We start from the raw sequence: 18,695 nt of genomic DNA, 5'->3' as shown, positions 1-18,695 counted from the left end.
TCGTTAGCGATCGATACGGCCGACCACGCGCTTCCGGGCCGGCTTGCGCGGCGACAGCTCGTAGCCTGCCGCCAGCGCGTCATTGCGGAACATGGCAACGGTCTCGCGCGAATAGAGGTCGAGGTCCTTGCCGATCAGGTCGAACTTCTTCAGCAGGTCCGCGGAGAGCGTGATGATGTGGCAGCCGATCGCGTCGGCCTGGAAAAGATTGAGCAGCTCGCGCGGGCTGGCCCAGAGCAGCTGCGCGGCCGGGCGATCCGACAGGATATCGAGCGCCTCCGACATCATCGCGACGGGATCGCGTCCGGTGTCGGCGATGCGCCCGGCGAACACCGAGACGATCGCCGGCGTAGTGGCGTCGAGCACGTCGCGAACCCGTTCGATCTGGCTCAGCGTCAGAATGGCAGTGACGTTGACCTTTACGCCTTCGTGCGCCAGATCGGCGATGGCCGGGCCGCAGAACTCGCCGCGGGTGGTCGTCACCGGAAGCTTCACATAAACATTTGGGCCCCAGGAGGCGATCTCACGGGCTTCGTGGGTGATGGTGGCGAGGTCGTCGCCCAGCACCTCGAAGCAGATCGGCCGGTCGCGTACCATGCGCAGCGCCGCGCAACCGAAGGTGCGGTAGTCGCCAACGCCCGCCGCACGCATCAGCGAGGGATTGGTGGTGAAACCCTTGATCCGCGGATCGAGCGACGTGCGCTGGATCGTTGCGAGATCCGCGCCATCACCGAAGATCTTGATGTTGAGCGCGTCGATGCTCGGTGCGTTCATGTTGCGTAAGCCCCTTCAGCCTGTTGCCCGCTGGATCCATCTCACGCGGCCCAGCGCTCCAAGTCACACCCATCTGCAATTGCGCCGGATCTATTCCGCTTCGCGCAAACAGACGACTCACGCACGACGCAACACTACCCCTCCCGGAGTCCCCAAGCCAGCGCCTCACCATTTGGTGGCGCTGCGCTGCAGCTTCGGATGCGAGACCAGGCAATGCCAGACCACGGCCTGGAACGCTTCGGCATGCGGCGTGACACGCTGCTCTGCCGCAGTGGGAATCACGACGACGACGTCGCCGGCCTGCTTCGCATAGCCGCCGTCGCGCCCGACGATGCCAAGCACGCGCGCGTCCTTCGCCTTCGCCGCTTTGACCGCCGCGACGATGTTGGGGCTGACATTGCGCTCGAGATTGCCGCCGCCGACCGAGAGAACGAGAATGGCATCGCGTGGTCCGATGCGGCTGACCCGCAGCCATTCCACGAACACACTCGGCCAGCCCTCGTCATTGGTACGGGCGGAGAGTTCCGAGACGTTGTCGGTTGGTGCGTAGGCTTCGATACCGCAGAGCTTGCGGAAGTCGTTGACGGCGTGACTCGCATTCGCGGCGCTGCCGCCGACCCCGAGGACGAACAGCCGGCCGCCGCGCTCGCGCAAGGCCACGAGCTCGTCGCAGAGCGCCTCGATCTCGCCTGCCGGCAAGGCCTGTGCGATGTCGCAGACCTCCCGCAAATATTGGGCGACGTGTTCCACCTGAGCGACCGGCCTCGTTTGTGCTTCGTCGAGCCCGGTGTGCGGGCCAGCCGGCGAATCACCGCTGATCTGGTTATCCCGCTGCGAATCCCGACGCACGTTCAAAAGCGCTGCAATTCGGGGCACCGTAGTCTTACGTGTGTCCGCACATTGCTGATCCATCTTTCGTGTTCTGAGTCGATTCGGGGCTGCCGACGATAGGCCGGGGGCAGTTATCAACAGGTCGTGCGGCGAAACGCTTCCATTCGGCGTCAATTGGCTGCCGCGAACGGTGGCTGGCCTTGATCAGCGGCTCGCTTAAGCTATCACGCGCTGATTCCATCCCGCGGCCGCATACCGGAGGGGTGGCGCACCAAAGACCTCCAGCCGGTGAAGCGCCATGAGCAGCCATCGTGCCGACGATTTTCCCGAGGGTCCCGTGACAGGGACGAGGCCGCTCGCCCGCGAGCCCTGGGTCGAGATATCCGATGGTGCTGCGCTTGCGAACTGGTCCGCGGAAGACGAGATCCGCTACAACCAGCAGGTCAGGCAGAGCGAGAAGCTGAAATTCTTCCGTCAGGTCTTCGATTTCCTCAAGGAGAACGAGATCGCCGGAGACTATTGCGAATTCGGCTGCCATCGCGCGCGCACCTTCCGCATGGCGCTGACCGAGGCGCGGCGCAAGAATCTCCACGACATGGCGTTCTGGGCGTTCGACAGCTTTGCAGGTCTGCCCGCGCCCGAGACCGAGACCAGTGTCGGCAAATGGACGCAGGGCGCGCTTGCGACTTCCGAGCAGGAGTTTTTGCGCCTGATCGGCGAGCACGGCGTCTACACGGACAAGGTGCGCACGGTGAAGGGCCTCTACGGCGATTCGCTCACCCCTGCGTTGAAGCAGCAATTCGCAAGTAGCGGGCGCAAGGTCGCGCTCGCGAACATCGATTGCGATCTCTATGAGTCCGCCATCCCCGTGTTCGATTTCATCGAGCCGCTGCTTCAGGCCGGATCGGTGCTCTATATCGACGATCTCTTTGTCGGCAATCGCGGCAATCCCGGCCGCGGCCTCGCGAAAGCCTTTGTCGAATACCGCCAGCGCTCACGCTGGCGCTTCGTGCGCCATCTCGACATCGGCTGGTGGGGACGCTCCTACATCGCCTCGGAGACCGAGTCCGATCTGATCTGATCGGCTCTACGGGTCGAACAGGCTTGTGATCGGGCCCGGTCCGTCCGAGCCCGGCGCGCGCAGCGTGTAGACGGTCCGGCGGAATCCCGTCGCGGCGATTTTTCGCGCGATCTCGGCATCGTGCAGGTAGGCCGCGATGACGACGGCCGCCATGCCGGCAAGGCGTTCAGTGCTCGGTAATTCGATCGTGATCTCGCCCGCAGGGCCATAGACGCAGCGCCCCGCATAGGAGGCCGTGTCGTCGAAAACAGCGGCGAAAGGCGTGCTTTCCTGATAGAGGCCGAGCAGAGCCTGCGCATAGGCGTTGGCCCCGTAGAGCGCGATCGGACCGTTGATCGCAGCGAGGCGCTGCGCAGCCCGCGCGCGTCGTTCGGCCAAGGCCGTGGCAAGAATTGAGGGCGAGAGTTCTGATGATGTGCAGGGGTCACGCGCGAGCGGCTTGGTTGCTCGCAGCACGAAGCCCATGTCGTGCCCCTGCTTGATGTCATACACCTCCGCGAGCGCGAAGCCCGCGCGCGCGAGCAGGTGTTCCATCTCCGCGCGTCGATAATAGTGCACGTGCGGATAGTGAAAGTCGACGATCGAATGGCGGCGCAGGATGTCGTCGGCGCTCGGCATTTCGAGATAGGCGACACCGTCATCGGCAAGGCTGGCGCGAAGCGCGGCCAGGAATGGCGTGGGCGCGGGCACATGCTCGATGACCTGACGGCAGACCACCGCATCGAAGCGGCGCCCCGCCAGCGCCGGGACCGGGAACATCGCGCGGTGGTGCCTGACACCCGAACCGGTGAAACGTTCGGACTGAAGCGCGCGGCTGGGCTCGACCAGATCGACGCGCGCCGAGCGTCGTGCCAACGCCAGGGACAGCGCGCCGCCGCCGCCGCCGACTTCGAGCACGGCGGGTGTCTGCTTCAATTGCCGCATGATCAGCGCTGCGGTCTCGTCCACGGCCGCGATCATGCCTGGGCTCACCGGCTCGTTCGTCAGCACCAGCGCGCCATAGAGCTCATCGGCAGCGCTGGTGTCGAAGGCGCGGTTGGAGAGATGTCCGCAGCCTCGGCAGGAGGCAATGTCCAGACGGCCGAAACCGCTTGCTGCATCCATACCGGTTGGGCGCACCGCGTGCATTGGCGTGCGCGCGACCGACCAAATCGTCTCCGCTTCGCCCGATCCGCAGACGACGCAAGCGTGCGGCGTGGCGGCAGGTCCGGTCATCTAGCGCCAGGCCTCGATCGGCACCGGATGGTCACGGCCGCCCTCGGCGATCTGGCGCGCCATAACCATCGCCTGTTCGAGGCAGTCGTCGATGTCGAGGCCGTAGCGATAGCTGCCGGCGCGGCCGATCGAATAGACGTGATCGGGCATCATCGCATAGTATTTGCGCGCAAGTTCCTGCTCGGATTTGAACGGCAGCGGATAGTGCTTGCCGTTGTGCGAGGGGATCTCCATGCCGACAAGGCTCGTCGGCGATTTGTGGTGAGTGAACTTCTTGTATTCGACGAGCCGCGTGAACGCTTCGTCATTGGCGTAGTAAAGGAAGTAGACGTGTTCGGGGAAGACGTGCTCGGTCGGCAGCACGATCTTGTGGAAGTCGCGGCCGATGAAGGCGAGCTCGCCATGGCAGCGGCCGAACGGCTCGTCCGGCGAGATCGTCGAGATGATGACGTCGTATGTGTGCTTTTCGCCGCCGAACCACACCGCGCGCGCCAGAAAATCGTAGCGCTCGATGCGGGTCGACAGCAGCACCCGTGCGCCTTCGGTCGCGACATCGAAATAGCGGTTGTAGCCGTCCTCCGCGTGCGGATAGGCCGACCATGCCGTGTCCCACGCGGCGCGTGAGCCACTCTTGATGGTGACGCCCTTCGGTGACCAGTTGAACGTGTCGATGCGCTTGTTGTCGTCGACCAGCCACATCTTCTTGTTGTACTTGTCGATCAGCTTGTCATAGAGCGTCCGGCCGACCGAGCCGACCCAATATTCCTCGAGGTTCTTTGCCTCGGCGACGCCGCGCGACGACTGCCGTTCGGCGGCGATCTTGTCGCGGTCGGGCATCCGCGCAATGTCGTCCTCGTGAATCGGATAATTGTAAAAGGCGTTGTCGGGCTCGACATAGGTGATGAACTGGTGGTCGGCGCAGGAGCGTAAGGGAACGATCGCGTCCATGTAGTCGTAGACGGCGCGGTTCTGGGTCAGGAAGTGGCGCGGGCCGAAGGTGTAGGGATGGCCGCCATACCAGAAGGTGCGCACGCCGGCGCCGAGGAAGGGCGCCGCCTCCACGATCGTGACGTCCCAGCCGCCCAGCTTCATGAGCTGATGCGTCGCCGCGCAGCCGGCAATGCCGCCGCCGATCACCAGAGCTGTTTTCATCCGTCCGGTCCAGTCCCCATGTGAATCGACAAGATGCGAATCGGCAGATTGTGTCGAAACAATTCATGCCGGTATCGGCGAATGGCCGAACCGCGTCAATCGGGCAGGCCGGCTTGTCCGTGTTTCGCCGGATGGGTCACGCAGAATGCGACGGCCGCGCCGACGTCGGCAAACATCCGTTCGGGCACCGGCGGCGCGCGATCCGGATAGCGCTCGACATCGCGGCAGGCAAAGCCGGTCCGCACGCCATAGCTCGCCAGCCCCATCGCGCGCCCGGCGCCAATGTCACGCAAGCTGTCGCCGATCAGCACGGAGCGAGCGACATCGATGTCGAAATCGGCAATCGCCCGGCGCAACAGCAACGTTCCCGGCTTGCGGCATTCGCAGGCGATCTGAAAGTCCGGGGCGCCGCCGGACGTCCGCTCCGGATGGTGTGGACAAAAATAGATGGCATCCACGATGCCGCCATCTTCGGCAAGCAATTGGCGAAGCCGTCCGAAAATCGTCTCAAGGCCGGCGAGTGAGACAAAGCCCTTCGCAACCTGGGCGCGGTTGGTCACGATGATCGCGAGGTACCCGGCCTCGCGCGCCGCTCGCACGGCCGCGCCCGCACCCGGGATCAGGCGGATGTCGTCCGGCACCAGCACGCCGTGGCCGCCCGGTTCCTGGTTCAGCACGCCGTCGCAGTCGAAGAAGATGGCTGGGCGCATGGGGCGGACATTCCGGTTTGGTATGCTTGTAGTGCGAAGGCCGGATGGAACGAAGCGAAATCCGGGTTTCATGCCTATTGTGCTGTCCCGCGTCCACGGTCTATGTGCTGCGGCAAAGCCGCCATTCATGGAGATTCTATGCCAGCCGCAGGCCAAAGCCCTGAGCGGAGCGCGAAGGCGCTGCTGCTTGAAGGTGTCAACGACAGCGCCGTGAATCTGTTCAAGGGCGCAGGCTTCACCAATGTCGAGCGCCTCACCAAGGCGCTGGATGGCGAGGCGCTGCGCGAGGCGCTGAAGGGCGTGTCGCTGCTCGGCATTCGTTCGCGCACGCAGATCACCGACGAGGTGCTGGAAGCCGCCGATGGGCTGCTCGCGGTCGGCTGCTTCAGCGTCGGCACCAATCAGGTGGATCTGCTGGCAGCGCGCAAGCGCGGCATCCCGGTGTTCAATGCGCCGTTCTCCAACACCCGCAGTGTTGCCGAGCTCGTGATCGGCGAGATCGTGATGCTGCTGCGGCAGATCTTCCCGCGCTCGGTATCGGCCCACGAGGGCGGCTGGGACAAGTCCGCAGCTGGCAGCCGCGAGGTGCGCGGCCGTACGCTGGGCATCATCGGCTATGGCAATATCGGTTCGCAGCTCTCGACGCTGGCCGAAGCGATGGGCATGCGGGTGATCTATTACGATCGCACCGACAAGCTCCGCCACGGCAATACCGAGCCGGTCGAGAAGCTCGATGAACTGCTGGCGCAGAGCGACGTCGTCAGCCTGCACGTGCCGGAGACGCCGGAGACGGCGGGCATGATCGGCGAGAAGGAACTGCGAGCGATGAAACCAGGCTCGTTCCTGATCAACAACAGCCGCGGCACAGTGGTCGATCTCGATGCGCTCTCAGGCGCGTTGCGCGACGGCCACATCGCAGGCGCCGCGATCGACGTGTTCCCGGTCGAGCCGTCGTCGAATTCGGAGCGCTTCAAGAGCCCGGTGCAGGGCCTCAACAACGTCATCCTCACGCCGCATGTCGGTGGTTCCACGGAAGAGGCGCAGGAGCGTATCGGCGGCGAGGTCGCGCGCAAGCTGGTCGATTATTTCATTACAGGTTCGACGATGGGCGCGGTCAATTTCCCGGAAGTGCAGCTGCATTTGCGTCCCTCCGGCGCGCGCTTCAGCCACGTCCATCGCAACGTGCCGGGCATGCTGCGCCGCCTGAACGAGGTCTTCCTCCAGCGCGACATCAACATCGCCGCGCAATATCTGGAGACCGCGGGTGACCTCGGCTACGTCGTGCTCGACGCCGATCTCGGAGGCGCGGATTCAGGCGCGCTGCTGGCGCAGATTCGCGCGCTCGAAGGCACCGTCGGCGCGCGCCTGGTGTTCGAGCACTGAAGCGCCACGTTCCGGTTGGATCACGCGCCAAGGCTCAGCGCGTTTGGCTCGTTCTGACCGCAGGAGCGAGCCGGTGCCGCCTACGTCGCAAGGCGGTCGAGCAGGGCCAGCATGACCGGGGCATCCGGCATGGGCAACACCGCGTCGATCCGTTCGAGCAGGCGCGACTGCAACAGCGCGTTGCGCGCCTTGCCTATGGTGCCGAGCGGTCCGCGGAAGCCGTGGTCCTCCCAGGCCATTTCGAGCAGGCTTTCGCTCGTCAGGGCCTCGATCAGATCGTCGGCCTGGCGGTCGATGCTGATGAGGGGATGGGCGGAGAACACTGTCGGCTGGGGATAAAGGATCACGGGCTTGGCCGGTGCGCTCGCCTCCAATCTCTTCCAGCGATCCGCATCCTGGAGCACCCATTCGACGAGCTGATTCTCGTAGCCGACGATCAGCGGCTGCGCACCTGCGCCGCCGGCGACGTAATCGTCAAACAGCTTGCCGGACGACGGCGGCTTGAAACCCATGCGCCGAAACACGGTGCCGACATCGCCGTCGATCTTGCCCAGTGTCTCCGGCATCACAACGTCGCCCGAGAGCAAGCTTGCCGCGAGGCCGGCGAACATGAAGCCGGAATTGGATTTGTTCGGATCGGTCGAGACCACGCGGGCGCGACCGAACAGATCGGAGACGCCGATCGCCGACCAGTTCTCGCCGGCGATGATGGCCTTGAGCAGTTTCGACAGGTCCACGGTGTAGCGCGGCCCGCCGGCGGGCTGGGCGATGCCGCCCTTGACCAGGCCGTCGGCAATGCGATCCCAGGAATAGAGCACGATCGGCGAGTTGAAGATCACCTGGTCGCGCGAGATCCTGACGCCCGACGACCGCGCCACTTCGACCAGCACGGATGACGACGGCCAGAGGAATTGCGGCTTCTGATCCAGCAGCGCGCGCTCGCGAACCATTTCGACCGAGCCCGCGCGGCGTCCGTCGAGGATTAGTCCGAACCGGCGCTCCAGCGTATTCTTGACGCGGGCGTTGGCGAGAAAGCCTTCCTTCTCGCCGCCCGCAAAGCCGAACAGCCGCTTGGCCTCGCCGAAGCGGCCGGCGATCTCGGGATGCTCGCGCAGGTAAACATAGCCGCCGGTCGCCGCCGCGCTCGCTGCGACGAGGCCGATGCCGAAGGCGCGGCGCGAGATAGCCATCAGGATGTTCCTCTCTTGGTCTCGATCGGCGTGTCCGGCGACGTTGGGCCGATGTCGTCGTCGAGCGAGCTCTTCAGCAGCTTGAGTTCGATATCCAGCTTGTCGAGGTCGGCATCCCTGAGATTGGCGGCATAGCGGGTGAAGGCGCCGTCGAGCCGCTCGATCATATCACCCGTGGCGGTCAGCCGCGCGGTGTCGGGCACGGCGCTCTTTTCCAGCGCGCGGTAGGCGTCGGCGATCTCGGCTGCGCGCGGCAGGTAGTAAGTCAGAAACCGACGAACACGGTCGAGCCGCAAGGGATCACTCTCGATGGCAGCAAAGATGTCGCGGGCGATCTGCACCAGGTGACGGATACGGTCGGCGACCGCGCGGCTGCGGATTGCGGAGGCCGTATATTCCATCCGCTCGGCGAGCGGTTCGGCCTCGGCCAGCAGTTCGTTCGCAAATTCGATCTTGCCGCGCGCGATGCCGCTGGCCTCCAGCGCGGCGAACCGGTTTCTCGGCGCAAGCGCCACGCCGATGCCGACCCCCGCAGCCGCGCTGATCGCGAGTGCGATCCAGAACGGCATGGCGAGCCCGATCGCCAGCGACGGCAACAGCACCGCTGCCGCCGTTCCACCCGCGATCCAGCCAAGCCCGGCCGGCGTTCTGGCCATTCAGTTGTATCCTCGTACGGCGCGGAACGCGTCGGTGAGACTCTTGCTGCCGTCGAACACGCGCCCTCCGGTCAATTTTGCCAGATTGTCCAGCTGAGCGCGATCCACCTCGGCGCCGAATGTCACGCCGAACACCGGCACGCGATGTCCGTCGGCACGCCATGCGCTCTCGAATGTCGACATCGCTCCCTGGCTTTTGCCATCCGTCATGATGACGATGGCCGGCAGGTGCTGGCCGTCGGCAAGCTGGGTCTTCATGGCGGCGAGCGCCTGGGCACCACACGTGTAGAAGTCGGTGCCGCCGCCGGCACGCAATTCAAGCGCGCGCGCGAGCAGGCCGGTCTGCTCGTTCTCGTCGCCGCTGGCGCGTGCCGTCCAGAGCACGTGATCGTTGAACGGCAGGATGAGGATTTCGTCCGACCTGGTCCATTGCACCAGAACCTCGCGCGTGCGCGCCGGCGTGAGCAGGAAGCGCATGGCGTCGAGCAGCTGGTTTTCCCCGGCGCCCTGCATGCTGCCGGAGACGTCGAGGCAGAGCGCGGTCAGCGAGGGCCGGCGCAGCGCTTCCTGGTAGATCAGCAGCGCCTTCTGGATCACCGCGGGTTCCGGGGGACGGATCACGATGACCGGCCGTGATGGATCAATATTGGTCGTTGGATCGGCGGCAAGCGGCGTGGCGCGCCCGATCTCGACCCGCCGGCCGGTTTGGGCGATCCTGGTTTGCGCATCGCCGCTGAGCAGGAAGGTCTGCAGGTCGGTGAAGAAGCTCTCGACCTCCTTGCCGCGGCCGCGATCCACGAAGCCGAGCGGCGAGTCGGCGACCGCCACGCCGTCGGCGGGATAGATCGCGTAGAGCGGCTCGCGGTCGTCGGCGACCAGCTTGTCGTTGGTTTCCTTGATGACGGCTTCGTAGTTCCAGATCGCCTGGTAGTGCGCGCCGCTGCGCTCGCCGTCGCGATAGAGATCGGCGAGCCAGCCACTGGAGCCTGCGCTGCGTTCAACGCCCTTCAGCAACCCGCGCGCCGTTGCCAACACTTCGGGCTTGTCGAGGTCGCCGGCCTCGATCAGATCGGGCTTGCCGATGCCGGCCGCCAGCATCGCAAGATAAGCGGCGGCTCCCGAATTCGATTGTGTCGCCGACGTCATCAGGAACTTGAGCTTGCCGCCCTCGACGGCTGCAAGGATGTCCTTCGCGATCACTTTGGCGCCGATCCAGCCCAGCTCCTGCGCCTTGGAACGGCGCACGCCGAGGATGACCGGCATCTGCACGATCGACTTGACCATTTTCACGCGCCGTGTCGTGTCGAACATGTCGACCCAGATCGAGGCGGCAGGCCACACCGCGTCGGCGCCGGGATCGCCGGCCTTCAGCGCCAGGGCGATGTCGAGCGAGCCCTGATAGCGCATGGTGCAGGTTGCGTTGCGCGACTTGCAGAACTCCTGCACAAGCGGTTCGAGAACGTCGTTTTCTGAGCCCGAGAGAATGGTGAATTGCGGTCCGGGCCCGCTGCAGCCCGACAGCAGTGCGGCCATCAACGGCACCGCCGCAAGCAACGCCATCCGGTGCACGAAACGGAAGATCCTCATGCGCGAGCCTTCATGCAGAACCTGTTGTGACGAAGCTTCATGAACGCAGCACGCATCAGGGCGCGGCCTTGGAGATGGCGGTCTTCAACTCGTCCGTCAGCTCTGCCATCCGGTGCTCGATCTCGGCGCGCTTGTTGCGACCCTGCTCCTGCACCGTCAGCACGCCGGCGATGGTGTCGATCAGGTCCCGGTTGGTCTTCTCCAGGGTCTGGATATCGACGATGCCGCGCTGCGACTGCTTCTCGATCTCGATCGCCTGGGTTTTCATCATTTCCGACGCCTGGCGCATCATCTCGTTGGTTGCGTCGGTGACGGTCTTCTGCAGCTCCAGCGCCGACTTCTGCCTGTTAAGGCCGAGCAGCAGGATCATCTTCTGCTTCCACACGGGTATCGTGAGCTCGGTCGTGGCCTGCAAATTCTCGATCAGCGTTTCGTCGCCGGACTGTACAATGCGGATCTGCGGCAGTTGCTGGATGCCGATCTGGCGCGCCTGCTGGAGATAGAAGATGCGCTTCTCCAGCCGGTCGAGCGCCTGGAGTGCATCCTGATAGGTCTGCGCGGCGAGCATCGTGTCGCTACCCGCGCCCTGCGCCTTGGCGTTCCGCTCCATCTCGATGAGCTTGCCGCCGCGGAATTCCTCGGTGAAGGCTTTACCGGCGGCAATGTGCATGTCCAGCTGGCCGAGCGCGCCCCGGGTCTGTTCGTAGAGGTCGTCGAGCAGGGCGATGTCGCGGCGCAGGACTTCCTTGTTGCGGTCGAGCTCGACGCAGACGCGATCGATCTGCGAAGCGACGTCGTTGAACTGTTCGGTGAAGCGGCGCACCCGCGCCTCCGCCGACGAGAACATGCGACTGAGAAAGCCCTTGTCGTTGAGATCCGCCGGATCGAGCCCGCGCGCCTTGCCGAGGATGTCCGTCAGCAGTTTTCCAGTCGCGCCGAGCTCGCGGTTCTGGGTCTGGGCAAGGATGCGGTCGGCGAACTCGACCACCGAACGCTGGGCCCGTTCGCCGAAGGTGACGAGGCGCGAGCGATCCGAAATGTCGATCTCGGACTTGATACGCGCGACGACCGACGCATCCGTTGGCAGTGCCGGGACATTGATGGTTTCGCTCACCGCTCGCTCCTTGGTTCCCGCAGCATTCACGATGGCTCTGCTGCCGTTCAGGCAGGAAAGCCCGGCTCATCTGACAGACTGATGACAGCCTGTGGACTTGGTCGGCCGACAGGTCGTCCGCGTTCGGCGGGGGAATGAAATTTCACATTAGTTTCAGTCGTTTGCGGAGGAGATGCGGGACCGGCCCCGTGCGCGGGCCGCCTTGCGCTTGGTGCGGGCCGCGATTGACTGCGGGCGGTCAGTTGCATTGAATTGGTCGACCTGTCGGCAGAACGATAATTAAGCAATGGGGATGGAAACGATGGCGCGCAAGGTCTGGACGCTGGGTGTGTGGCTTGTCGGTGCTACGGCGGCGACGGGAGCGGGTGCCGCCTCGGCCGCGACGCTGGCGGAGGACGCGGATAGGGTCTGCAAAGGACTTGTCGGTGGCGCAGATGCCTTCAAGATCGACGCTGCGACATTGCAGTCACCGTCTCAGCTTGCGGTCGCCGAGCGCGGACCGACGCCATCGGGACGGATCACGCCCGCCAATCCCGCGTTCTGCAAGGTGCTCGGCCATATCGAGCCCACCGATCCGAAAGCGCCACCGGTCAAATTCGAGGTCAACCTGCCGGTCGAATGGAACGGGCGCTCGGTGCAATATGGCGGCGGCGGTTTCAATGGCGTGCTGATCACCGGCCTCGGACTGCCGCCGGCCTATCCTTTCGACAAGCCATCACCGCTCGCCCGGGGCTTCGTCACCTACGGCACCGATTCCGGTCATGAGTCCAAGCCGGGCGAGCCGCCGCAATTGTTCGCCCTCAACGACGAGGCTTTCGAGAATTTTGCTCACCGGGCCTACAAGAAGGTGCGCGATGCTGCGGTCGCGCTGATGCAAAGCGCCTACGGCAGGAAGCCTGACAAAATGTACTTCATGGGTTCGTCCGAAGGCGGCCGCGAAGCCCTCACCATGGCGCAGCGCTATCCCGACGATTTCGACGGAATCTTCGCGCGCGTCCCCGTCATCAATTGGGTCGGCTTGCAGCATGCCGGCACCCGCTCCGGCCTCGTCACCATGGGCGAGGGCTGGATCAATCCGGCGCAGGTCAAGCTCGTCGGTGATGCCGTGCGCGCGGCCTGCGACAAGGCCGACGGATCCGACGATGCGCTGGTCCAGGACCCCGTGGGCTGCAAGGCGGTGTTCAAGGTCGAGACGTTGCGTTGCCCTGACGGCAAGAGCGGCGATCAGTGCCTCAGCGACGCACAGATCAAGGCAATCGACACGCTGCACGCGACCTACAAATTCCCGTTCACGCTCGCCAACGGTCTCGACGACTATCCCGGCTGGGGCGTGGCGGGCGAGGACACGCCGGCGATGGGGCCGACCGGCGGCTGGATGGCATGGTGGCTCGGCGCGGCTCCGCCGGCGCAGCCGCCTGCGCCCAACAACGGCATCGCCTGGGTCTATGGTGCCGGCGGCATTCAATATGTGTTCGCGCGCGATCCCAAGCTCGACGTCACCACCTACAAGGTGGAGGACCACAAGGCGCGGCTGCTGGAGGTTTCCAGCCTGATGGATTCGACCGACCCCGATCTCAGTCGCTTCCGCGCCCGTGGCGGCCGGCTGATCATGCTCGAGCACATGGCCGACTATGCACAGAGCCCGTACGCCGGCATCCGCTATTTCGAGAGCGTCGAGCGCAAGCTCGGCAAGGCCGAGACCGCGGAGTTCGCGCGGCTCTACACCGCGCCCGGCGTCGATCATGTCGGCTCCGGCGCGCCTGCCAATGTCGACATGCTGAGCGCGCTGGTCGACTGGGTCGAGAAGGGTACGGCGCCCGGAGACCTCGAGGTTGTCGAGCAGAAGGTCGAGGCGCCGTCGTTCGCTGTCACGCGCGCGATGCCACTGTGCCGTTGGCCGACTTGGCCGCACTACAAGAGCGGCCCGGTGACGGAGGCTGCGAGCTTTACCTGCTCACCGTAGGGGCGCGCTTACGCGAACACCATGGCGGGTGTCACCCCGCCGCCATGGCCTGTGCGCCGCCTGGTGAGCGCGCAAGTCGGAATCGGCATCAAGATCATCGTCCTGCATCAGTCGCGACATCGGTAGGGTTTCGTGGCGGCGATCCCCGGCGAGGCCGGGTCACCGAACCAGCGCTGCGAATAGTCGATCGATGGCAGCCTGGACATCCGCTCGCATCTGGCCGGGAAACCGACGGACCGCGGTGACGCGCTGGCTGCGCGGGCAGGCTTTGACAAGCCGCGGCGGTCCGGTTATATATTTCGCATGCGAAACAAATCACCCGAGGAGAGACGTCACCGGCTGATCTATCTGCTGAGTGTCGCGCAACGGCGGTTGCAGCGCTGGATGGCGGCGCAGCCGCAAAATGACGTGACGCCGGCGCAAGCGGGCCTGCTGTTCATCCTCGGCAAGCAGGACGGCGTCCTGATGGGCGAAGCGGGCGCGGCGCTCGATCTGGGTCCGGCCGGCATTTCCGGCCTTGTCGATCGCAGTGCTGCTGCGAAGCTGGTCGAGCGGCGCGCCGATCGCGAGGACGGCCGCGCCTGGCGGGTGTGGCTGACGCCGAAGGGGCGCGCTGTGCTGGCGCAGGCGAAATCAGCCACCGCTGAAATCAATGCGACGTTGACGGCGGGATTTACCAGCGCCGAGATCGACATCGTCGCGCGCTGGCTGACGAGCATTCAGGACAAGTTTCCAAGAGATTCAACACAAGAGAATCAACGAGAGACCCAGAGGACGAACAGGAGAGAGCCATGACCGAGCATGTCCGGATCGAGAACAACGGCGGAATTCTCACCATCACGCTGGCGCGTCCCGACAAGAAGAATGCGCTGACGGATGCGATGTATCGCAAGCTCGCCGACACCATCGAATCTGCCGAGTCCGATCCGTCCGTGCGCGTGCTGCTGATCCGTGGCGAGGGCGACATGTTCACCGCCGGCAACGATGTCGGCGAATTCGCCGCGGTCGCGTCAGGCAAGTCCGAAGGCAGCCGCAATGTCGGACGTTTCATCCAGTCGCTGGCGCGTTGCACGCGACCTCTCGTTGCAGCCGTGCAGGGCCGCGCCGTCGGCGTCGGGACCACGATGCTCCTGCATTGCGATCTCGTCGTGCTTGCCGAAAACACCCAATTGTCGACGCCCTTCGTCAGCCTCGCGCTGGTGCCCGAGGCCGCCTCCAGCCTGCTGATGCCGGCGCGCATCGGCTATGCCCGCGCCTATGAGATGTTCGCGCTCGGCGAGACCGTGCCGGCCAAGTCGGCGCTGGAATGGGGCCTCGCCAACCGCGTGGTGCCGCTCGACAAGCTCGATTCCGAGGCGCTCGCGCTCGCCCAGCGCCTTGCCCGGCAGCCGGCGGGCGCACTGACTGCGACCAAGAAGCTGATGCGCAATGGCGAGGCACTTGTTGCGCAGATGAATGCGGAAGGCGAGCAGTTCGCGCAGCGTCTGCGCACCGCCGAGGCGCGCGAGGCCTTCACGGCATTTGCCGAGCGCCGCCCGCCGGATTTCACGAAGGTTTCGTGATGTCCGAGGTCCGGCTAAGGGCTTGGCAAACAGGGAACTCCCGGCATTTGACTAAAACCTTAACGGAACATTGGCATGTCGCGGGCAAGGTGGGCTCTCCGAGAGAGTAGGCTCCGCGACTCATGGCAATGTTTAAGAAATCGGTAAGTTCGCTTCTCCTGGTGTTGATGGCCTTGCTGGCGGCCGGCGCGCTCGCCTCGACGGCGATCCAGATGGTCGGCGCCTTTGGCCGCTACAATGACAGTCTTGAGACCGCGCGGCTTGCCGCCGCCGACAAGGCGATCTTCCACGGTGTGCTCGCGCTCCGCAACAATCGCGGCGACGCCCAGAGCGCGATCCTTGGCGAGGATGATCCGCGCGCCAAGCTCGCTGAGGCCGAGAAGGCCGAGCAGGGCGGCTATGAAGGCGTCAGCGCCGCCATGGCCAGCGTCGACTTCGCCCGGCGTGACGAACTTGCCAGCACGTTGAAGCAGCGCTGGACCGATGCCGCACCGCAGTTCCAATTGTTCTACGACGAGGCCAAGCGTCCGCGCGCCGAGCGCAAGATCGAGCGGACCAATTCCTGGTACGATGCCGTCACCAAGGTCATCGACACGGCGAATCTCGCCTCCACCGCAGTGTCGAACCGCGCGTGGATGAACGATCCCTTCATCGCCCGCATGATCCAGGTCCGCCGCCTCGCCTGGCAGGTGCGCGACCGCTATGGCATCCATTGCTCGGCGCTCCGCTCGAACGTCAACAGCGGCAAGCCGCTCGACGACACCCAGAAGCGCTCGTTGGCGCAATGGGACGGCACCATCGCCTCCGGCTGGGCCGGGATGGCAGAGTTGCTGGCGGCGCCCGATGTGACCGCGGAACTGGCCACCGCCGCAAGAGAGGCGCAGGCCAAGACCGACGGCGTGCTCAAGCAGATCGGAGATCTCACCAGGAATTTCGACGGCAGCGGCAAGCCCGCGATGGCGGCGGCGGATTGGAATACCCTCTGCCAGTCGCCGTTCCCGCTCATCGTCGGGGTCGCGACGAAGGCGCTCGACCAGTCGATCGCGCGCGCCGAGACCATTCAGACGAAGGCGCTGACCAATCTCGTCGTGCAGTCGCTGGCCTTTCTGCTGGCGCTCGCTGTGACCTTGGCCGGCGTGTACGTCGTGCGCAATCGCCTCATGCGCCCCGTGCGCGCGATTCTCGACGCCATCGCGAAGATCAGCGCGCGCGACTACGCGACGCCGGTTCCGCAATCCCGCCATCCCGACGAATTCGGGACCATGGCGGCTGCGCTCGAAAGCCTGCGTGAGAGTGCGGCGACCGCCGAGCGTCTCGGCCAGGAACGCGAATCGCAGCAGGCGTTGCAGCTCGCCCGCTCCGGTACCGTCGACGAGGCGTGCCGCACCTTTGACGACACGGTGCAGGCGGTGATCCAGAGCGTCGCGGCGTCAACCAGAGAGCTCGATGCGACCGCGACGGACGTGCGCACGCTGGTTTCGGAATCGAGCAGCCAGACGGCCGCGGTTTCGTCCGCGGCCGAGCAGGCCACCAACAATCTCGAAAGCATCGCGGCCGCGACCGAGGAGCTCTCGGCCTCTGTCGGCGAAATCTCCGCGCAGGTGCAGTCCAGCGCACGCGATGCGCGCGAAGCGGTGTCGCAGGTCGAGCAGACCAACGCCACCGTCGAGATCCTCGACCAGACCGCGGGCCGCATCGGCGAAGTCGTGAAGATGATCCACGCCATTGCCGGCCAGACCAATCTGCTCGCCTTGAATGCCACCATCGAGGCGGCCCGCGCCGGCGAAGCCGGCCGCGGCTTCGCGGTGGTTGCCGGTGAGGTCAAGAGCCTTGCGTCGCAGACCGCGACCGCGACGGAAGAGATCTCGCGCCAGGTCGAGGAGATCCAGGGGGCAACCGGTCAGGCGGTCGCGGCCATCCGTTCGATCGGGGCTGCCATCAGCGGCATCGACGAGAAGATGACTGCGATTGCCGCCGCGGTCGAACAGCAGCGCGCGGCCACGACCGAGATCTCGCGTAACTTCCAGCATGCCGCCCAGGGCACCCGCGAGGTCACCGACACCATCGGCAGCGTCGCCAAGCTCAACCAGGAGACCGGCAATGCCGGCACGGTGCTGTTCCAGTCCGTGACGAAGATGTCGGCCGACGCCGATCGCCTCCGCGTCGCGGTTGAGGGCTTCCTGGGCGCGGTAAAGACGGCCTGAGCCTTAATTCCCTGTTTCACGGTGCGCGGATGGGCATTGCCGCACGTCCGTGCGGCCTGTAGATGGTAGCGGTACCATGCTCTAACAGGTTGAGCAAAACGAGCGGCAGGACGACAGGGAGATCATTGCGATGCCGGTTACCCCACACAAGGCCCAGCGCCCCTATCGCGGCGTGTTTCCGGTCGCGCCGACCATCTTCGACGAGCACGGCCAGCTCGATCTCGAGGGGCAGCGCCGCTGCATCGATTTCATGATCGATGCCGGCTCGCACGGCATCTGCATCCTCGCCAATTTCTCCGAGCAGTTCGTGCTGACGGATGCCGAGCGTGAGAGCGTGATGCATGCGGTGCTGGAACACGTCGCCGGCCGCGTGCCCGTGATCGTGACCACCACCCATTTCAGCTCGGCGGTGTGCGCCGCGCGCAGCCAGCAGGCCGAGGCCGCCGGTGCGGCCATGGTCATGGTGATGCCGCCCTATCACGGCGCCACCTTCCGCGTGCCGGAGAAGGGCATCGTCGAATTCTTCAAGGTGCTCTCCGGCGCGATCAACATCCCGATCATGATCCAGGATGCGCCGGTCGCGGGCACGCCGCTGTCGGTCGAGCTGCTGGCGCGCCTGGCGCGTGAGCTCTCCAACATCCGCTATTTCAAGATCGAGGTCGCGGGCGCGGCCTCCAAGCTCCGCAGCCTGATCGAGGCGGGCGGCAAGGACATCGAGGGCCCCTGGGACGGCGAGGAAGCCATCACGCTGATGGCCGATCTCGACGCGGGCGCGACCGGTGCGATGACCGGCGGCGGCTATCCCGACGGCATCCGCCAGATCATCGATCCCTATTTCGCGGGAGATCGCGAGAAGGCGAAGGCCGCCTATGAGCGCTGGCTGCCGCTGATCAACTACGAGAACCGCCAATGCGGGCTGATCGCCTGCAAGGCGATGATGCAGGCCGGTGGCGTGATCAAGTCGGACGCGGTCCGCCATCCGTTGCAGCCGCTGCATCCAGCGACGCGCGCGGGGCTGCTGGAACTCGCCAGGGAGCGCGATGCACTGGCGCTGCGGTGGGGGAAGTAGGGCTCAAAGTCATCCCGGACAAGCGCGCCCTAAGCGCGCGCAGATCCGGGATCCATACGCCGTAGTAATAGTTTTGCGAAGACTCCGAGTTACCAGCTTCGCCCAACAACCTCTCGCTGTGGTCATGGGTCCCTGTGTCTGGAAAGTCTGTCATGATGAGAGTGGGCGGGAAGCCGTTGGGTCCTTGGCGCTTGACGCCGTGAG

Annotated in this window: 16 protein-coding genes; 7 read left to right on the top strand and 9 right to left on the bottom strand. The window is 65.2% G+C overall.

All coding sequences use genetic code 11. The features are described from left to right. Window positions 1-3: 3 nt before the first annotated feature. Both JQ621_RS19805 and JQ621_RS19800 read right to left on the bottom strand, forming a co-directional pair. On the bottom strand, window positions 4-774 hold the full coding sequence (locus JQ621_RS19805; RefSeq protein WP_212236352.1) for a transaldolase: 771 nt from the start codon (window positions 772-774) through the stop codon (window positions 4-6). Between the two features lie 165 nt (window positions 775-939). Continuing rightward, window positions 940-1,524, bottom strand: coding sequence for an SIS domain-containing protein (locus JQ621_RS19800; RefSeq protein ID WP_312015427.1), 585 nt, complete (start codon window positions 1,522-1,524; stop codon window positions 940-942). 379 nt (window positions 1,525-1,903) lie between these two features. Here JQ621_RS19800 and JQ621_RS19795 point away from each other — a divergent pair, with 379 nt between their 5' ends. Continuing rightward, window positions 1,904-2,686: a TylF/MycF/NovP-related O-methyltransferase gene (locus JQ621_RS19795; protein ID WP_212236350.1), complete on the top strand. Its 783-nt coding sequence runs from the start codon at window positions 1,904-1,906 to the stop codon at window positions 2,684-2,686. A 6-nt stretch (window positions 2,687-2,692) separates the two neighbouring features. Here the strand turns inward: JQ621_RS19795 and JQ621_RS19790 are convergent, their stop codons facing one another. The 3 genes from JQ621_RS19790 to JQ621_RS19780 all read right to left on the bottom strand — a co-directional run bounded on the left by JQ621_RS19790 (window position 2,693) and on the right by JQ621_RS19780 (window position 5,892). Beyond that, on the bottom strand, window positions 2,693-3,901 hold the full coding sequence (locus JQ621_RS19790; protein WP_212236349.1) for a class I SAM-dependent methyltransferase: 1,209 nt from the start codon (window positions 3,899-3,901) through the stop codon (window positions 2,693-2,695). Then, on the bottom strand, window positions 3,902-5,053 hold the full coding sequence (locus JQ621_RS19785) for an FAD-dependent oxidoreductase (RefSeq protein WP_212236348.1): 1,152 nt from the start codon (window positions 5,051-5,053) through the stop codon (window positions 3,902-3,904). 95 nt (window positions 5,054-5,148) lie between these two features. Beyond that, window positions 5,149-5,892 carry a D-glycero-alpha-D-manno-heptose-1,7-bisphosphate 7-phosphatase gene (locus JQ621_RS19780; protein WP_212236347.1) on the bottom strand — a complete coding sequence of 248 codons (744 nt, stop codon included), beginning with the start codon at window positions 5,890-5,892 and terminating at the stop codon, window positions 5,149-5,151. Window positions 5,893-5,901: 9 nt separating this feature from the next. On the opposite strand from JQ621_RS19780, the gene serA reads away from it, so the two are divergent. Further along, window positions 5,902-7,146 (top strand): phosphoglycerate dehydrogenase, encoded by a 1,245-nt coding sequence (gene serA, locus JQ621_RS19775; RefSeq protein WP_212236346.1) that lies wholly within the window; start codon window positions 5,902-5,904, stop codon window positions 7,144-7,146. Window positions 7,147-7,226: 80 nt separating this feature from the next. Here serA and JQ621_RS19770 read toward each other — a convergent pair whose 3' ends face one another. The 4 genes from JQ621_RS19770 to JQ621_RS19755 are packed head-to-tail and all read right to left on the bottom strand — an operon-like array spanning window position 7,227 to window position 11,693. After that, window positions 7,227-8,336, bottom strand: coding sequence for a hypothetical protein (locus JQ621_RS19770; RefSeq protein WP_212236345.1), 1,110 nt, complete (start codon window positions 8,334-8,336; stop codon window positions 7,227-7,229). Next, window positions 8,336-8,992 carry a 5-bromo-4-chloroindolyl phosphate hydrolysis family protein gene (locus JQ621_RS19765; RefSeq protein ID WP_212236344.1) on the bottom strand — a complete coding sequence of 219 codons (657 nt, stop codon included), beginning with the start codon at window positions 8,990-8,992 and terminating at the stop codon, window positions 8,336-8,338. The genes JQ621_RS19770 and JQ621_RS19765 overlap by 1 nt, the downstream gene beginning before the upstream one ends. Then, window positions 8,993-10,579, bottom strand: a complete 1,587-nt coding sequence (locus JQ621_RS19760) for a substrate-binding domain-containing protein (RefSeq protein ID WP_249125409.1) — start codon at window positions 10,577-10,579, stop codon at window positions 8,993-8,995. A 55-nt stretch (window positions 10,580-10,634) separates the two neighbouring features. After that, the gene (locus JQ621_RS19755; RefSeq protein ID WP_212236343.1) at window positions 10,635-11,693 is read right to left on the bottom strand and encodes a toxic anion resistance protein; all 1,059 of its coding nucleotides are present in this window, start codon (window positions 11,691-11,693) and stop codon (window positions 10,635-10,637) included. A gap of 292 nt (window positions 11,694-11,985) precedes the next feature. Here JQ621_RS19755 and JQ621_RS19750 point away from each other — a divergent pair, with 292 nt between their 5' ends. The 5 genes from JQ621_RS19750 (at window position 11,986) to JQ621_RS19730 (ending at window position 18,491) form a co-directional block, all read left to right on the top strand. Further along, the gene (locus JQ621_RS19750; RefSeq protein ID WP_212236615.1) at window positions 11,986-13,656 is read left to right on the top strand and encodes a tannase/feruloyl esterase family alpha/beta hydrolase; all 1,671 of its coding nucleotides are present in this window, start codon (window positions 11,986-11,988) and stop codon (window positions 13,654-13,656) included. 303 nt (window positions 13,657-13,959) lie between these two features. Continuing rightward, complete coding sequence (locus JQ621_RS19745) at window positions 13,960-14,451, top strand: MarR family winged helix-turn-helix transcriptional regulator (RefSeq protein ID WP_212236342.1); 492 nt, start codon at window positions 13,960-13,962, stop codon at window positions 14,449-14,451. Next, the gene (locus JQ621_RS19740; RefSeq protein ID WP_212236341.1) at window positions 14,448-15,218 is read left to right on the top strand and encodes an enoyl-CoA hydratase; all 771 of its coding nucleotides are present in this window, start codon (window positions 14,448-14,450) and stop codon (window positions 15,216-15,218) included. The genes JQ621_RS19745 and JQ621_RS19740 overlap by 4 nt, the downstream gene beginning before the upstream one ends. A gap of 122 nt (window positions 15,219-15,340) precedes the next feature. Continuing rightward, window positions 15,341-17,422, top strand: coding sequence for a methyl-accepting chemotaxis protein (locus tag JQ621_RS19735; RefSeq protein WP_212236340.1), 2,082 nt, complete (start codon window positions 15,341-15,343; stop codon window positions 17,420-17,422). 130 nt (window positions 17,423-17,552) lie between these two features. Continuing rightward, window positions 17,553-18,491, top strand: a complete 939-nt coding sequence (locus tag JQ621_RS19730) for a dihydrodipicolinate synthase family protein (RefSeq protein ID WP_212236339.1) — start codon at window positions 17,553-17,555, stop codon at window positions 18,489-18,491. The last annotated feature ends 204 nt before the right edge of the window (window positions 18,492-18,695 follow it).

Source organism: Bradyrhizobium manausense, assembly GCF_018129685.1.
GTDB lineage: Bacteria > Pseudomonadota > Alphaproteobacteria > Rhizobiales > Xanthobacteraceae > Bradyrhizobium > Bradyrhizobium manausense_D.
The sequence above is the reverse complement of the archived record's forward strand: the minus strand, read 5'-3'. Positions and strand labels throughout refer to the sequence as shown.

Coding starts and splice junctions, on each gene's coding strand:
- JQ621_RS19805 (WP_212236352.1), bottom strand. CDS start 774: ATGAACGCACCGAGCATCGACGCGCTCAACATCAAGATCTTCGGTGAT.
- JQ621_RS19730 (WP_212236339.1), top strand. CDS start 17,553: ATGCCGGTTACCCCACACAAGGCCCAGCGCCCCTATCGCGGCGTGTTT.
- JQ621_RS19750 (WP_212236615.1), top strand. CDS start 11,986: ATGGAAACGATGGCGCGCAAGGTCTGGACGCTGGGTGTGTGGCTTGTC.
- JQ621_RS19735 (WP_212236340.1), top strand. CDS start 15,341: ATGGCAATGTTTAAGAAATCGGTAAGTTCGCTTCTCCTGGTGTTGATG.
- JQ621_RS19760 (WP_249125409.1), bottom strand. CDS start 10,579: ATGAGGATCTTCCGTTTCGTGCACCGGATGGCGTTGCTTGCGGCGGTG.
- JQ621_RS19770 (WP_212236345.1), bottom strand. CDS start 8,336: ATGGCTATCTCGCGCCGCGCCTTCGGCATCGGCCTCGTCGCAGCGAGC.
- JQ621_RS19765 (WP_212236344.1), bottom strand. CDS start 8,992: ATGGCCAGAACGCCGGCCGGGCTTGGCTGGATCGCGGGTGGAACGGCG.
- JQ621_RS19740 (WP_212236341.1), top strand. CDS start 14,448: ATGACCGAGCATGTCCGGATCGAGAACAACGGCGGAATTCTCACCATC.
- JQ621_RS19780 (WP_212236347.1), bottom strand. CDS start 5,892: ATGAATGGCGGCTTTGCCGCAGCACATAGACCGTGGACGCGGGACAGC.
- JQ621_RS19795 (WP_212236350.1), top strand. CDS start 1,904: ATGAGCAGCCATCGTGCCGACGATTTTCCCGAGGGTCCCGTGACAGGG.
- serA (WP_212236346.1), top strand. CDS start 5,902: ATGCCAGCCGCAGGCCAAAGCCCTGAGCGGAGCGCGAAGGCGCTGCTG.
- JQ621_RS19785 (WP_212236348.1), bottom strand. CDS start 5,053: ATGAAAACAGCTCTGGTGATCGGCGGCGGCATTGCCGGCTGCGCGGCG.
- JQ621_RS19745 (WP_212236342.1), top strand. CDS start 13,960: ATGCGAAACAAATCACCCGAGGAGAGACGTCACCGGCTGATCTATCTG.
- JQ621_RS19790 (WP_212236349.1), bottom strand. CDS start 3,901: ATGACCGGACCTGCCGCCACGCCGCACGCTTGCGTCGTCTGCGGATCG.